Consider the following 14,314-nt stretch of genomic DNA (forward strand, 5'->3'; position numbering starts at 1 on the left):
GAGCCGTGGCGTCGCCCCATGAGGTTCCCGGCGTGGAGCCCATCTTCCGCCATCTCGATGATGAGGATCTGAAGACCCAGCAGGTCCGCACCCAGATGCACCCCGACGGGCAGAAGTCGGTGTGGGAGAAGTGGTTCACCTTCGGCAGCGGAGACAAGCAGTACCTGTCGATGTGGGCCCGCTGGGACCCGGGCATGATCGTGCACCGCCACGGCCACCACTCCCCGCAGGTGATGTACGTGCTGAGCGGCGACCTCATGTGCGGCGCCGTCCACTGCCCGACCGGCACCCACATAGAGCTGCCCCACGGCGCCGCTCTGGGCCCGCTCATCGCCGGCCCCGAAGGGGTTGAGCTATTCGAGGTGATGATGGGCGACGCCGCCTCCTGGGCCGCCGACCCCGAAGGCTTTGAGGCTCTGTTGGCCTCCCGCAACATCACCAAGCTCCCCGACCCCCCCATCGACCTCCCCGAAGACTTCGAAGACCGCCGCCACCAATGACCGGGAAGTGTCATTGCACACTGGTATGGTGAGATTGATTCACTGCCGCCCTCCAAGCATTAGTACGGAGAATGTACGAATATGCGCTTGAAAGACGCGCCACAACCCTTCCAATATCAGGGATCTAAGCGAGCTATTGCCTCTGCAATCCTATCGAAGTTGGATTTGCGGAGTTATTCGCTGCTTATGGAACCCTTTGCGGGATCTGCCGCAGTATCAATTCGAGCAGTAATGGAGAGCAAAGTCAATTCCATATGGTTGAACGATGTAAACGAACCGCTAATTGACTTGTGGAATGCGATACTCCATGATACTGAAAGCCTAATTGAACAGTACACAGAAATCTGGGAATTGCAAAAGAACAATCCAAAGGAGTACTACAATAAGGTGAGGGCGAGGTTCAATGGACATCCCGAACCCGCTGATCTGCTATATCTGTTGTCCAGGGCAATAAAGGGTGCAGTACGATACAACTCCGTTGGGGAATTCAACCAAAGTCCCGATAATCGCCGGTTAGGTACCCGGCCAACCGAGTTGGCTAAGCGACTAAGGATCATCTCCACAGCTATGAATTCATGCACCTATACGTCATCCATCGATTATCGGGATTTGATCGACAAATATGAAATTGGACAAGTATGGTATATGGACCCACCCTATGAAGGGGTATCGAAACAGAGAGACTCAAGGTATCTTTCTACAATTGGTCGTAATGAATTTGAGGAATTTCTTGACCACTTGAATGATCGGGGAGTTCCCTTTCTACTTTCATACGATGGTCGAACAGGTGACAAGACATACGGTCGGCCACTTGCTGATAAACTAGGACTTGAAAGAGTCGAGATACTGGCTGGTCGTTCAGCGACTTCAACCTTGCAAGGTAGAGATGAGAAAACTATAGAATCTCTATATCTTTCTCCGGCCCTAGAAGTTGCCGTCCCTGCTAAGGAAAATGAGAGTGCGGATCAGATGGCTCTTGATTTTGCTTCAGAAAACTATGCCAAAGCAAGTTAAGGGTCCGACACGCAAAGATCTGACTACCGAAATCGTTGACGAACTGATCGCGAGAACTACCGGTAGAAGTAGAGTCGTGGTTGAACATATCCTGGAAAATGGATTCATTACTACACTTGATCTGTCAAAACTAGGGTATGAGCATCCACCGCGAGCAGCAGCAGATGTAAGAGATCGTGGTATTCCTCTTGAAACCGTAAGGAAGACAATAGACGGAAAGCAGGTCGGTCATTACAGATTTCCCGATGACTTGAGCCAATTGGATCAATCCTCCATAGGCAGAATTGCGATATCGAAAAACTTTCGTAATGAAGTGCTGGACTACTATGGAGAAATAGATATCTTCACCCGGACCGCTATGTCCCCCAGAGAAATACAAATCGATCACAGAATTCCATATAGAATTTCAGGGGATCCCATACAGCCTTTTCATGTAACTGACTTCATGCCGGTCAGTGCGGCCATGAACCGCGCTAAGTCATGGGAATGCGAAGCCTGTCCAAACTGGGAAGAGCGCGTAGCCGAAATCTGCAGTTCGTGCTACTGGGCCATTCCGGACAGATTATATGAACATGTAGCAACTGTTCCGGTCAGAAGGTTAGATATAATTTGGCAAGGCAAAAAAGAAGTCACGGAATTCAACCACCTAGTACAAACTAGTGTGGAAGAAGGAGTAGAATTATCTGTCTTGATCAAGAGAATGATAATTCAAGGACTTGAGGAACTCGGCAATTAACTTCAAGTAAGCCGAAGGGGCTTATATCGGATGGTGCCCAAAACACGGTCTGACCAGGGTAACTGTCACTGGCCGTCGGTACTATGTGGCATGGAGAAGGTAGGGAAGAGGGTGCCTGGGCGGTCGGATCGGAGCGGCATCTCGCTGGTGGAGTTGTTGAGGTTGTTCCCGTCTGATGAGGCGGCGGAGGCGTGGCTGGTCGGGCGGCGCTGGCCGAACAAGATTGCGTGCCCTAAGTGCGGGTCGGTGAATGTGCAGGCGAGGGCGAAGCACCGCACGATGCCGTTCCGCTGCCGCGACTGCCGGGGCCGGTTCTCGGTGCGGTCGGGCACGGTGATGGAGTGCTCGAATCTGGGGTATCAGACGTGGGTGTTCGCCGTCTACATCGTGACGACCAGCCTGAAAGGGGTGTCGTCTATGAAGCTGCACCGCGATTTGGGGATCGGCCAGAAAGTGGCCTGGTTCTTGTTGCACAGGCTCCGCGAGGCGATGGTCGGCGAGGACTTCATGTTCTGCGGGCCTGTGGAGGCGGACGAGACCTATGTGGGCGGGCTGGAGAAGAACAAGCACCAGGACAAGCGGATGAAAGCCGCTGGAGGCCCTTCGGGGAAGGCCATCGTCGCGGGGGTGAAGGACAGGGAGACGAACAAGGTGGCTGCTCGGGTGGTGGCGGACACGTCAGCGCCGACGCTGGTGGGGATGGTGTCCGACAGCGTGAAGCGGGGCGCGACGGTGTTCACCGACGAGGCGAAGGGCTACCTGCCGCTCAAAAGGAGCGGGTATGGCCACGAGGCGGTCAAGCACTCGGTGTCGGAGTATGTCCGCGGCAAAGCCCGCACGAACGGCATGGAGTCGTTTTGGGCGATGTTGAAGCGCGGCTATCACGGGACGTTCCACCACATCTCCCCCGAGCATCTGGACCGCTATGTGGCGGAGTTCTCGCATCGGCACAACGAGCGGCCGCTGGACACCATCGACCAGATGGGCCGAATTGTCAAAGGCATGGACCACAAGAGGCTCACCTATGAGCAGCTACTTGCCCGAGGCCCCCACTCCCGCAAACGGCTCAGAAAAACAGCAAGCTAGAGAACGGCCGCCATCTGGGCGCCTGTGGGCATATGAGCCAGGTAGTTGATGGGATGGTCGACAGACGGCTTCGCTAGGACGAACTGGTAGTGGACGATCCGAGCAGAACGGATCCGTTCTAGGCAACGGGTTCACATGCGGGAGTGGCGGAGCTGATGAAGTCGTCACGCTGCCCCCTTGCGGCGGTTGCAGGGTCGGCAGAGCATCTGGCAGTTATCGTCGCTGGTAGTGCCACCCTCCGACCAGGGGTCGACGTGGTCGCCCTCCATTTCGGAGATGTCAAACTTGGTGCCGCATCGGGGGGCAGACTCCGTTCTGGCGGGCGTGGGCTCGCTGCTTCTGCCGCTCAGTGAACCGGCGCAGATTCAGATGGCGTTCGTCGCGGTCGAGCACGTAGCGATAGATCCCTGGACCGCTCTGCACGTCTTCATCGGCGAGCAGGCGGGACACTTCAGCCGCAAGCTCTTCCGGGTGGAGCGTGTCATTCTTGTGGTCGTCATAGACCGTGCCCCAGTCGACCTTCCTCATAGGGTTCTGGTAGTCGGGGAACGTCCGCTGCACCCAGTCCATCACCACTTGGAAATGTTCCCACAGATCAGCGGAGTCCGGGTCGTGCTGGTGCTGCGCCATATAGCCGGTCACGGCTTCATCGCTCCCTCCGCCAGCAGCCCACTTGATTGCCTGCTCTAGGAGTTCCTGTCGGATTGGGCTACCGCTCACGTACCTCCCGTATCGGCGCTCCGCCTGGCAGTTGCGGCGACTGAACCAGCGCTTCGCGTCGGTGACCCATGTCCCCGAGTAGACGGCGTTACGGAGCTCCTGCCGGGTCAGTACCTCTCCGGCAATGTTGATCGTCTCGAACCAGCGCAGCTTCTCGTTGTCGGTCCCGGAGCACACATAGACGGTCAGCGGGTACTCCATTATCGCTTGCCGCTGGTCGGCGGTCAGGTTCCCTATGAACAGCGCGTGATGCGAGAGCAGGTCAGGGAACGAGAAATCACCGGTCGCGTACTGGCACAGCGAGATAGTGCGCTGCTGCCCATCAATGATCTCGTACCGAGGCGCGCTGCCCTCGCCGCGGTCTGCCCAATATATCGCGTTCATCGGGTAGCCCTGCACCACCGACTCGATCACCGCGGTCCGCTGTTTGTCGTCGTACACGAACTCCCGCTGGAACGCCGGACGCACATCCAGGTCACCGCCGAACGCTCGCACCCCGCCGTCGCCGTCGTCGGAGAAGCCAGTGACCAAATCCCCCACCGTCACATCGATCTGAGCGATATCCATTAGCGCCTTCTCCTGATCAACAGGCGCGCATATGTTGATTTGAGGCCGCCATCGACAGTGATTGCGCCACGCCGGTTGAGATCGCCAGGGTTCGGGACGTCAGTTGCTGAGTATTCCTTGGTCTTCAACCCTGAGTTGTTGTCGCGGTCTGTGATGCCCAAGACTTCAAACTGGTCAGGGTTGTGACTGTCGAGGAATGTGATCGGCACCCCCATTGCTCCGTACCAGTCCACGGGGATATCCGCCACCTTGTCAACGTTGATGGCGTCGTAGTTGTCGTAGTGCGGATAATCCCGCGGGTTGTACCTGGCGCCGAGCGGCAACTCTTCGTGGCGCTTGGAATGATCCATGTTCGTGAACCAGTTGATGCTGCGGAGCTTGTGGTACTGGACTCCGTTCTCCTTCTTGGAGTGCCCAGCCGCTGTATTTGTGTAGTGGTCGGGAACCCGAAACCACTTGTCGGAGCCGTTGTTCACACCCAGCCAAACCGTTCCGTCTTTGAGCAGCGGGAACACCTCTTTGTAGGTGATGGCGTTTTGTTGTCCGAGGATCAAGAACTGTTTGCCATGCTCAACGAGCTGGGCCAGATACTCGCGGAACAACGAGAACGGCGGGTTCGTGACAACGATGTCCGCCTGAGCGAGGAGGTCGACACATTCGCTGCTACGGAAGTCCCCGCCTTCGACTAGCTGCTCGACAATATTGGCATCGTGGCGGAGCAGGTGCTCGACATCGCTGAGTCCGACCGCGCCGTCACCGTCAAGATCAGAGACACTCCGAATGTCAGTCTGGTAAGCGGAGCGATCAGTGTGTGTGTGTGTGTGTGTGGCATCGCCGCTAGCCCTTCGATGTGGTCGAGCGACATCTGCTCACCGCAGACGGGCGACCCGGCGTAGCTGGTCGTTATGAGCCGTTTCAGCCTGAGCGCGTTGAAGTTCGCGGCGAAGTACTTGAAGAACTCACTCTCATAGGGGTCGTCGCAGTTGCAGTAGACGGTCTTGCCCTCGAAGTAGGCTTTGTAGTGGCGCAGCTCGTTCTCGATGTCCACGAGCTGGGTGTAGAACTCGTCGCGCTTTTGGCGCCTGGCCTTGGTCAACGGGGCGTTGTCAGACATCTCATCCCTCACACTACTTGCCAGCGACCAGCCCCTCGTGAGAACCCCAACACAGACCGGAACCGCCGCACGCTGTCGTGAGGTTCACCCCGAACTCGGGATGGGCCGCAAAGTCAACCTAACGCGGCGGGCATTGCCGCGGGAAGGGTCAGGGGAGCTGGGCGATGGGCCGGGTCGGGGATTGAGGCACGCAGCCCGCTTCAAGGGACTTCGCCAATCCGAGCCAACTCGGCCGCTCATCCCCGTTTAGCTTCCCAATCGGACCTAATATGCTCCGCTGGAGCTAAGCGCTTTTCGCGCTGGAGCTTCCCGCACACCGAAATAGCGGTGCGGCTGACCAGGGGAAAAGAATCTGCGAATGCCCCTGTATAGCCGCCGCGATATGCCCGGCTTTAGCGCGAGAATGAAGGCAAGGAGTTTCCGCGGGAAGGAGCAGGCATGCCGGGAGGTATAGGGGCCAACATCGCCCTCGCGCTGATAGCGGCTATCGGCGGCGTGTGGATTGACCGGCGCTGGCAGTTGCTCAACAGGCAGCAGCAGAGGCGACGCAGGCTAGGGGTGCGAATTCGAGTCGCGGGAGGCGACATAGGCGACCGTCGCATGCCCAAGATGTGGCTTCATGCGACTCCGATAGTCATCAACGATGGTCAAATCGACCCGGAGTTACGCGGGCGCATCGGGCCGACAAGCACCATTCGTCTGCTGCACGCCAAAGGCTCCAATCCGCCAATATCCGGGGTGATGACAAACCTGTTGTCGGCGCCTGTCACGACCGTCGGAGAACGTACCATCACCAAGTCATATCCGGTGATTCCCACAGTGGACACCGCTGACAAGTTCGGCGACTGGATGCTCGACATCCTGCACGGGGTGAAGAATCCAGACGGATTTCTGCCTGGCGGTTCCAAGTCATGTCGGAAAGGGCGGTTCGGCAGAATCATGGGCCGCCTGTTCCCAGGGCATCAGGCATGTGTGCATACGTCGATAGGGGTAGTTCCCAACGAGCCGACGGTTCGCTTTGAGATGGTGAAGCATCCAGGCATCCATCGCCGCCAATGCGTGCTCAGCTTCATCGGCCACGACGGCGAACGGTATTACGCGAGAATGGGGCCGCGACGAGCGAATCGCCTGGCGCTGGCATTCAAAGACCAGTTCGAGCTGGGCTTGGATCTGAGCTACAACCGCCGCTAGCAGCGAACCTGCGGATGGCTCGAATTCTCAGTGCCCCATGGTGCAACAGCCCGGCAGGAATGTCGAGGACATCGACTGTAGCCGCCGACCGACCCTCAGCGGTGCGGCAGCGCGTCTCAACCACCGCAGCCTGCCCCGCCACGGTCCTCCCAACCGCTACCCTGCCCCCTATGGCCCCCACCCCCGAACCAGCACCTGAAACGCCGCCCCCCGACATCGAAGACCTCTACGACCCCGACGAGGCGTTCCGCTTCGACGGCACACCCGAAGACCTCGCCGACGCCATCCTCAAACCACAGCACTGACGCAGAGGGGGCAGCGGTCATCTCCTGCTGCAAGCCGGAGTGGGCGGCGTGACGTTCCCGATGCCGTTCGGGCGGGAGCGGCTATGAGCGACCCGCAGAAGCGGGAGCTGGGGTGAGTCCGCTAGCTCCTGTGGCGAGGCGCATGATCCAAGTGGTGACTTGGTTCGCCGCCCTTGTCGCTGCTGTGGCCGCCGCCGTGTTCATCGGCTGGATGCCGCCGCCTGGTTTGCTCTCATGGTTGTGGGCGCTGAGGCCGTGAGACGGACGCGAGGCAGAAAGAAAGCAGTGTGAGCGATCAGGCGGCACGAACAATTGACGGCTGAGGACAATAGTAAGCGGGGACCAGCAGACAACTACCGCCCCACATCGCTGACAATGGGGCTTGGGCACCATCCGATATAAACCCCAAGCCGAAAATCAGACCGGCCGGACCCTATTCTTGTACACCTGAACACCGCCCTGTCCGCTCGTCGGCTGGCCAATTCAACTTTGGGGGTCTGTCGATGCGATGTAAGAGCACAGGTTGGAGCGGAGTCCCAATGGCCTGCGCGCAACGCTGCGAGGCCTATCGGGGCTCGGCGTTGGTCTTGAGCTGTGCGATGTTTTCCACTATGGCCCTGAGGGTCGGGCTCCCAGGTCCATCCCTGAATGACGATTCGACGATTCTCTGCAGCGCGAGCGCGTTTTTGCGCTTTTGGGAGTTCGACAGGCCGTAGAACTCGCGCGCCTCGGCCTCATATCGCTCGTAAGCCTCCGGGCCGATCTCTTCTTTGAGCGTCTCTTCAATCCTTACCACAAAGCATGCTGATGTCTCGTTTACATGGTGCGGCCAGTCGGCTTCGTCCATCATGAGGAGGCGGAGTAGGAGCCGGTTCGTTTCGGGTTTCGAGTTGGCGTCGCCTTGGTCGCCATCCCAGACCACATATGTGGGGATGCCGAGTTTGTGGAAGATGACGAGCGGGCGGTCGAGGCTCGCCTTGCCGTTGCAGGGGATGACCGCGATCCCCTCAGCGTCCAGGTCGATGTCCATGATGCGGGCGGCTCCTGTGATGGCTGCTCGGTCAGTGTCGCCTTCAACCAGCACAGCGGCGTCAGCGAAGAAGCCTTCATTGACCATCGGGGTCATGATCGCTTGCAGACGGGCTCGAAGAGACTCGGCGGAGAAGTCGGCTTGGCTGTTGGTTGCCTCCTGAAAGTGCTTTGCGACCGCGTCTAATGTGGTGGCCTGCACAACGGTCGCCCTAGGTCCCTCTGCGATGGATTGTCTCTTTCGCAGGATTCGGACGTCGTCGAATCGGTCCAGGCCGACGAATAGTGGTGAATGGGTGGTGTAGATGACCTGCGTGTCTGCCGGTGTCTCAGAATTCACAGGCTGCGTGAGCCGCATCAAGACCGAGGCGATGTGGCGCTGACGGCTGGGATGCTGATAGAGCTCCGGCTCTTCGATGGCCAAAAGGACATGGGGCTGCACTGGCGCTTCTGGTTGCTCTGATTCAGGATCTGTGTCCGTCTCAGCGTCCGTAGCAGTGGCGGTAGCGCCATTCGATTGTCGAACTGAGGCGAGATGTTGCAACAGGGTCACGATGAACGCGCGTTGAAGCCCGTGCCCGGTTCGAGTGACTGTGGACAGATATCCGTCCTCTTTGAGCCGAACATTCGCCTGTGGATCGGGAATGCTGAGTTCCTGCATCTGTTCCCATCGCAGATCGACGGCCGATTCCGGTACGAAAGACCGAAGGGCATCAGTCAGCTCACCTTGGAGGGCTTCAAGTTTCGGCCAGGCGTCTCCATCCATGATTTCGGTGAATTCGATCTTGGTGCGTTCTTTTAGGTCGTTCAGTTTCGGGTGGGCTGTCAAGGCACTGCGGACAACAAGGTTCATGATCTCGGTGATGGGGGAGCCGCGTTGGTCGGCCGCGTCCTCTCCGGCGTCGCGGACAGCGGGTATTCGTATGAACTGTGTATGCGGGCGGAGGCGCCCGGTTCCGACGTTGGGCCAGCCGAAGAATTGCCCGTCATCGCGAATCCGCTCGCATTCTTCAGGATGTTTGAACTCCCAATCCTTCATCGCGGATTCGGCCGCGTCAGCAGATCTCACGGATGGAAGCGTCGCGTAGCCAGATTCTTGTCGGAGCCGGTCGTACTCTGCTATCCGGTCGCGCTTACCGTCAATCCTCCGGATACTCGCGAAGGCCGCATGTTGGAGACTGGCTCCGAAAAATGACGCAGACTTCTTCCCCGAAATGAGGGAGAACACGCCGACCACCGTGAGCATGTCACCCTCAAGATATGGGGCGAACTTGTCTCGCTCCGCGGAATTGAGGTCGCCATATGAGATCTCTATCTCGATGTCTTGGTCGGCGTCCTCACCATGAAAGTCCGCCTCGGTCAGCGGCGCAGCGCGTTCGTAGAACAATTCCAAGGCGCCGAGAAATGCGGACTTCCCGGTCCCGTTTCTGCCCACTAAAGCCGTAAGGTCTCCAACAGACAACTCAGCATCGAGGATCGACCGGAAGTTCTTGACTCGGAGATGCCGTATCCGCATAACGCCCTACAGAATCTCGGTGGTCGGGTACTTGTTCCGAATGTGGCGGTGAAAATGCGAGCCGATCGAATCGGTATTCACGAGAGCCCTGTAGGCCTCCTGAGGGACTTCGGCGTACTGGTACACCCTTCCCCCGCCGAACTCAATCTCGAGAATCGCGCTGTCAGCGTCGTAGCCAACAGACACGAGATTGCTGGAACTCACAGGACTGCGCCTCACGACAGACCTCCAAACACGAAACGCACAAAATACAGGCCCATTTGCGCTCACAGAAAATGATGCGACCCATGTGGGGGCACCTGACCGACGGACAACGAAGACTGCATGGTCCTGCCAACGGTGCCGACCAATTCGCAGCAGGTCGGATGGCCAACAGTGTCGGCAAGGCTGACCGATCGGGTTTTCCGGTGGCAATAGCGAGCGCGGAGAGCACCGGCTCGGGCGGCTGTTTGCGAATCCAGAGGCATCGGATTGGCCAAGCCGAACTGCACGAGGTTCACGAAGACTGCCTCTGGATCGACCTCATCGAGTCGGACCCGGCGGTCGACCACCTCGGACATCCCCAGCGGCGTCAGCCACGCTGGCAATAGCGATTCCAACAGTTGTCTCGTCTCATCGGCTACCGGCTCGTCGCGCAACAAGCCGATTACGAGATAGGCATCAAGGACGATCACGTTCGGGGTTCACGGGCCGCTTCGCGAACCTCTTCGTAGCGGGCGTCCTCTTCTGGGTCCATACGACGCATTTCATCGGTTGAAGGCCCCTTGCCGGGATACCTGCCCATTAGATCCCTGAATGGGTCGTCTGACATCGGCTGCATCGCGATGTAGTCGCCCATATCGGCGATCACTATCCGTTCTGTGATCCATTGCCCAGCCTTCCACCGGGCTCGGACTTCAGCAGGGATGGAGACCTGTCCGTTGGCCGACACTTTCATCACATATCCGAGCGGCATCGATTTGTCCTTCTGTGTTCTCTGAATGGCTCATTTCACAATATGGCTAGGTTCGCTGAGCGCGCGATTGCTTTTACAAGAGGGTTGGTTAGCGCTGGCAACCCTGCGGGTCAGTTGTACTTGTAGACGCGGGCGGCGTTGGCGTAGAGGACTTTTTCGGTGTCGGTCTCGGTCATGTCGTGCACCAGCTCGGCGATGATCTTGCGGCTGTCGGGCCACAGGGTCACCGAGTGGGGGTAGTCAGACGACCACATGGACATATTCACCAGGGTCTGGTTGCCGCCGGCCATCTGCATGTGGCCGTTGTGGTCGTCGAGGCCGGTGACGAACACGTTGGTGCCCAGGTAGCTGCTGGGATCGCGCTCCATGGGCGAGTCGGACCAGGCCGATTGGGTGCTGTACTCGTCGTCCATGGTCTGGTACCAGAACGGCACCCAGCCGTAGTTCACCTCGGCGGCCACCACTTTGAGGTTGGGGTGGCGGTCGAAGATGCCGGCGAAGATCATGTAGGTGAGCGGGCGCACCGCGCTGAAGAACCGGTTGACGATGCCGGGGACCGACACGTTCTGCTCCACCAGTTCGTCCCAGTCGCTATCGGGCGGCTTGCCCCCGAAGGTGCGGTGGAAGGTGACCGGCACGTCCAGCTCCGAGCACGCCTTCCACAGCGGCTCGTAGTACGAGTCGTTGTAGGGCCGGGTGGGTATGCCGGGGATGAACAGCCCCTTGGCTCCCTTCGCCAGCACCCGGTCGACCTCGGCCAGGGTGGTCTCCATGCCGTCCTCGGTGGGCAGCATGGGCAGGCCCCGCAGCCGGTCGGGCGCCGCCCCCTGGAACTCGTCCAGCACCCAGTCGTTGTAGCTGCGCATGCAGGCCACCGCCAGGCCCCGGTCGGGCTCCAGGTAGGTGAAGATGGAGTTGGCCGGGTACACCACCGACCCCCACACGCCGTCGATGTCCATGTCGGCGCAGTGGGCGGTGCCGTCGTAGTTGCCCGGCATGATCTCCTCGAACTTCATGCCCGAGAGCTTGTAGTCCTCCTTGGCCACCCCGGCCATGGCCTCGATGCCGAAGCTGCGCTTGGGCGGCCCGCCGTCGAACGACCAGCCGTCGCCCCCGTCGGGCGTGGGCATCATGCGAGGGATGCGGTCCTTGTACTCCTCGGGCACCCGCTCGAACACGTGGGGCGGCTCGTTTATGTGGCAATCGGCCGAGATGACTTTCACGGCCAAAACGCTAGTTCCCGACTGGGGTTTCGTGCAGCGGCGGGGTTCGCCGTCTGTAACCGCTTGGCCCGGCGCGGGTACCGTGGCTGTTCAATGAGCACAGGGATGCGCCGCCCGCACGAGCTGGACTACGACGCCATCGAGCGCCTGTTCCCGCCGCCGCCGGAGTACTTCGAGACCACCTTCTTCGAAGACCCCGACACCATTGCTCGCAAGCAACTCCTGCGCCTCCAAGACCGGGCTCAGCGGGCCTGGCAGGTGCCGTTCTTCCGCAAGCGCTGGGAGGCGGCCGGCTTCCACCCCGACCAGCTCCACACCGTCGACGACCTTTGGAAGGCCCCGGCCTACACCGTGGACGACATCCGGGCCTCCATCAACGAGAACCCCCCGCTGGGCGATTACCAGAGCATTGGTTTGGAAGACGCCCGCAACGAGCCCATGCGGCTGTATGTGTCGGGCGGGACCACCGGGCGGTCCCGGCCCACCCTCTACACCGCCTGGGACCGGGAGGTGGGGGCCATCACCATGGCCCGAGCCCTGTACGCCGAGGGGATCCGCCCCGGAGACGTGGTTATCAACGCCTGGGCCTACTCCACCCATAACGGCGCCCACGCCTTCGACGAGGCGCTCTACCGCTGGCTCAACTGCGTGGTTCTGACCACCGGGACCGGCAATGTGACCTCCACCCGCAAGCAGGTGGAGCTGGCCCACGAGTACGGGGCGGCCGCCATTTTGACCACCGGCGACTACATGCTGAAGATGGCCGAGACCGCGGTGGAGATGGGCCTTGACCCCAAGGCCGACTTCAACATCCGGGCCTTGCCCGGCGGCCACATCGGCGACGCCGAGCGGGTCAAAGAGGTGTGGGGGGTGACCCCGGCCCAGCCCTACGGGTTCCACGAGGTGCAGAACGTGGCCATCGAATGCCCGCTGCGCAACGGCCAACTCCACATCTTTGAGGACTGCTTCGTGGTGCAGGTTGTGGACGTGGAGACCGGTGAGCAAGTGCCTGACGGCACCCAGGGGGCGCTGGTGATCACCGAGATCTACAAGACCGGTTCACCCCAGTTCCGTTACAACATCATGGACCTGTCGTTCTTGTATCCGCCGGGCCAGTGCGAGTGCGGCTCGTGGCTGCGGCGCATGGGGCCGTTCGCCGGGCGGGGCGACAACATGGTGAAGCTGCGGGGGGTGAACGTGTGGCCCGAGGCCATCAGCGATGTGATCAGCGATGTGCCGGGGGTGACCGAGGACTTCTTCTGCCGGGCGGTTCGGGCTGGCAACCGCGACGAGATGATCGTGATGGTGGCCAGCGACGCCTCGCCTGATGAGTTCGGCGCGGTGGCCGAGCGGGTTGAAGCCCGGATCAAGGAGGTCATGAGCGTGAGGATGACCGCCGAGGTGGTGCGCCCCGGCGAGCTGGACGACCTCACCGGCATGGCCACCGGTGCGGCCAAGCTGGTGCGTTTCAAGGACGAGCGGCCATGAGTGCCGCTGCCCCGGCCAGCGGCGCCATCGACTACTGGTGCAACCGGTTCTTCCCCGAGCAGGCCGAAATCTGGAACGCTGCGGTGGGGGCCACCGGCATCGCGGTGAAGTTCCGCACCGACGGCAACGACTCCTTCTGCGACGCCGAGACCATGGTGGCTCGCATGGACGAGCTGGGCATCGCCGCGCTGATTTTGACCGTGGCCCATCGGCCCGCCCATCCTGAGGTCACCGACTTCGAGCTGGTGGCCGCCCAGCCCGAGGATCTGGACCAGTTGGCCGCCGATTACCCGGGCCGGTTCTTCGGCCACTGGTCCATCGACCCGCGCACCGGTATGGCCGGGGTGGATGAGGCTGCCGCCATGTTGGCCCAGCCATGGTGCGTGGGCCTGCACACCCACACCCACAGCTTCGATCGCCGCTTCGACCACGCCGACTACTACCCCTACTACGCCCTGAGCGCCACCCACGACGTGCCCTTCGTGATGCAGGCCGGCACGTCTGGCGGGCTGATGCCCAGCGAGTGCGGGGTGCCCATCGGCATCGATCGGCCCGCTCTCTACTTCCCCCAAGTGCGGTTTGTGCTGTCGCACACCGGCTGGCCGTGGGTGGCCGAGTGCATCGCCATGGCCCTCAAGTTCCCCAACGTGTACCTGGGCACCTCGGTGTACCCACCTCGGCACTGGTCGGACGAGCTGGTGGCGTTCACCAATGGCGCCGGGCGGCGCAAGTGTCTGTGGGGCACCGGATTCCCTGCTGCTGGCCACCGACATTGTCTGGACCAACTCCACGAGTTGGACCTGGGGGATGGGGCCCGGGCCAACCTGCTCGGCGACACCGCTCGACGGGTGTTCACCCGCCTGGGATGAT

Annotated in this window: 14 protein-coding genes and 2 pseudogenes; 9 read left to right on the forward strand and 7 right to left on the reverse strand. The window is 60.3% G+C overall.

All coding sequences use genetic code 11. The annotated features are described in order from the left end of the window. Nucleotides 1–5 precede the first annotated feature (5 nt). The 4 genes from OXG30_10400 to OXG30_10415 all read left to right on the forward strand — a co-directional run bounded on the left by OXG30_10400 (nucleotide 6) and on the right by OXG30_10415 (nucleotide 3,336). The gene (locus OXG30_10400; protein ID MCY4135307.1) at nucleotides 6–500 is read left to right on the forward strand and encodes a hypothetical protein; all 495 of its coding nucleotides are present in this window, start codon (nucleotides 6–8) and stop codon (nucleotides 498–500) included. Between the two features lie 81 nt (nucleotides 501–581). Beyond that, nucleotides 582–1,514 carry a DNA adenine methylase gene (locus OXG30_10405; protein MCY4135308.1) on the forward strand — a complete coding sequence of 311 codons (933 nt, stop codon included), beginning with the start codon at nucleotides 582–584 and terminating at the stop codon, nucleotides 1,512–1,514. Nucleotides 1,515–1,590: 76 nt separating this feature from the next. Further along, nucleotides 1,591–2,250, forward strand: a complete 660-nt coding sequence (locus OXG30_10410; protein ID MCY4135309.1) for an HNH endonuclease — start codon at nucleotides 1,591–1,593, stop codon at nucleotides 2,248–2,250. Between the two features lie 90 nt (nucleotides 2,251–2,340). Beyond that, the gene (locus OXG30_10415; GenBank protein MCY4135310.1) at nucleotides 2,341–3,336 is read left to right on the forward strand and encodes an IS1595 family transposase; all 996 of its coding nucleotides are present in this window, start codon (nucleotides 2,341–2,343) and stop codon (nucleotides 3,334–3,336) included. Between the two features lie 164 nt (nucleotides 3,337–3,500). Here the strand turns inward: OXG30_10415 and OXG30_10420 are convergent. After that, a pseudogene (locus OXG30_10420) lies at nucleotides 3,501–4,623 on the reverse strand (DUF262 domain-containing protein). Beyond that, nucleotides 4,623–5,737, reverse strand: a pseudogene (locus OXG30_10425) (adenine-specific methyltransferase EcoRI family protein). The pseudogenes OXG30_10420 and OXG30_10425 overlap by 1 nt, the downstream one beginning before the upstream one ends. 438 nt (nucleotides 5,738–6,175) lie before the next feature. Between OXG30_10425 and OXG30_10430 the strand changes: the two are divergent. The 3 genes from OXG30_10430 to OXG30_10440 all read left to right on the forward strand — a co-directional run bounded on the left by OXG30_10430 (nucleotide 6,176) and on the right by OXG30_10440 (nucleotide 7,492). Beyond that, on the forward strand, nucleotides 6,176–6,928 hold the full coding sequence (locus OXG30_10430) for a hypothetical protein (GenBank protein ID MCY4135311.1): 753 nt from the start codon (nucleotides 6,176–6,178) through the stop codon (nucleotides 6,926–6,928). Between the two features lie 170 nt (nucleotides 6,929–7,098). Further along, complete coding sequence (locus OXG30_10435; GenBank protein MCY4135312.1) at nucleotides 7,099–7,233, forward strand: hypothetical protein; 135 nt, start codon at nucleotides 7,099–7,101, stop codon at nucleotides 7,231–7,233. Nucleotides 7,234–7,363: 130 nt separating this feature from the next. Continuing rightward, nucleotides 7,364–7,492 (forward strand): hypothetical protein, encoded by a 129-nt coding sequence (locus tag OXG30_10440; GenBank protein MCY4135313.1) that lies wholly within the window; start codon nucleotides 7,364–7,366, stop codon nucleotides 7,490–7,492. A 306-nt stretch (nucleotides 7,493–7,798) separates the two neighbouring features. Here the strand turns inward: OXG30_10440 and OXG30_10445 are convergent, their stop codons facing one another. From OXG30_10445 to OXG30_10465, 5 genes are all read right to left on the reverse strand, one after another. Then, on the reverse strand, nucleotides 7,799–9,778 hold the full coding sequence (locus OXG30_10445) for an AAA family ATPase (GenBank protein ID MCY4135314.1): 1,980 nt from the start codon (nucleotides 9,776–9,778) through the stop codon (nucleotides 7,799–7,801). Between the two features lie 6 nt (nucleotides 9,779–9,784). Continuing rightward, nucleotides 9,785–9,982, reverse strand: coding sequence for a KTSC domain-containing protein (locus tag OXG30_10450; protein MCY4135315.1), 198 nt, complete (start codon nucleotides 9,980–9,982; stop codon nucleotides 9,785–9,787). Between the two features lie 62 nt (nucleotides 9,983–10,044). Beyond that, nucleotides 10,045–10,452 (reverse strand): hypothetical protein, encoded by a 408-nt coding sequence (locus OXG30_10455; protein ID MCY4135316.1) that lies wholly within the window; start codon nucleotides 10,450–10,452, stop codon nucleotides 10,045–10,047. Beyond that, nucleotides 10,449–10,733 carry an AbrB/MazE/SpoVT family DNA-binding domain-containing protein gene (locus OXG30_10460; GenBank protein MCY4135317.1) on the reverse strand — a complete coding sequence of 95 codons (285 nt, stop codon included), beginning with the start codon at nucleotides 10,731–10,733 and terminating at the stop codon, nucleotides 10,449–10,451. The genes OXG30_10455 and OXG30_10460 overlap by 4 nt, the downstream gene beginning before the upstream one ends. A gap of 110 nt (nucleotides 10,734–10,843) precedes the next feature. Then, a complete protein-coding gene (locus OXG30_10465; GenBank protein MCY4135318.1) occupies nucleotides 10,844–11,956 on the reverse strand; it encodes an amidohydrolase family protein in 1,113 nt (370 codons plus the stop codon). Nucleotides 11,957–12,049: 93 nt separating this feature from the next. On the opposite strand from OXG30_10465, the gene OXG30_10470 reads away from it, so the two are divergent. Then, on the forward strand, nucleotides 12,050–13,444 hold the full coding sequence (locus OXG30_10470; GenBank protein ID MCY4135319.1) for a hypothetical protein: 1,395 nt from the start codon (nucleotides 12,050–12,052) through the stop codon (nucleotides 13,442–13,444). Further along, complete coding sequence (locus OXG30_10475; protein MCY4135320.1) at nucleotides 13,441–14,313, forward strand: amidohydrolase family protein; 873 nt, start codon at nucleotides 13,441–13,443, stop codon at nucleotides 14,311–14,313. Before OXG30_10470 ends, OXG30_10475 begins: the two co-directional genes overlap by 4 nt. Nucleotide 14,314: the final 1 nt, after the last annotated feature.

Source organism: bacterium, assembly GCA_026708015.1.
Lineage (GTDB): Bacteria > Actinomycetota > Acidimicrobiia > Acidimicrobiales > Bin134 > Poriferisocius.

Excerpts from the sequence above, each read along its gene's own strand:
- OXG30_10405 (MCY4135308.1), top strand. The coding sequence starts at position 582 with ATGCGCTTGAAAGACGCGCCACAACCCTTCCAATATCAGGGATCTAAG.
- OXG30_10415 (MCY4135310.1), top strand. The coding sequence starts at position 2,341 with ATGGAGAAGGTAGGGAAGAGGGTGCCTGGGCGGTCGGATCGGAGCGGC.
- OXG30_10430 (MCY4135311.1), top strand. The coding sequence starts at position 6,176 with ATGCCGGGAGGTATAGGGGCCAACATCGCCCTCGCGCTGATAGCGGCT.
- OXG30_10435 (MCY4135312.1), top strand. The coding sequence starts at position 7,099 with ATGGCCCCCACCCCCGAACCAGCACCTGAAACGCCGCCCCCCGACATC.
- OXG30_10445 (MCY4135314.1), bottom strand. The coding sequence starts at position 9,778 with ATGCGGATACGGCATCTCCGAGTCAAGAACTTCCGGTCGATCCTCGAT.
- OXG30_10460 (MCY4135317.1), bottom strand. The coding sequence starts at position 10,733 with ATGCCGCTCGGATATGTGATGAAAGTGTCGGCCAACGGACAGGTCTCC.
- OXG30_10470 (MCY4135319.1), top strand. The coding sequence starts at position 12,050 with ATGAGCACAGGGATGCGCCGCCCGCACGAGCTGGACTACGACGCCATC.
- OXG30_10475 (MCY4135320.1), top strand. The coding sequence starts at position 13,441 with ATGAGTGCCGCTGCCCCGGCCAGCGGCGCCATCGACTACTGGTGCAAC.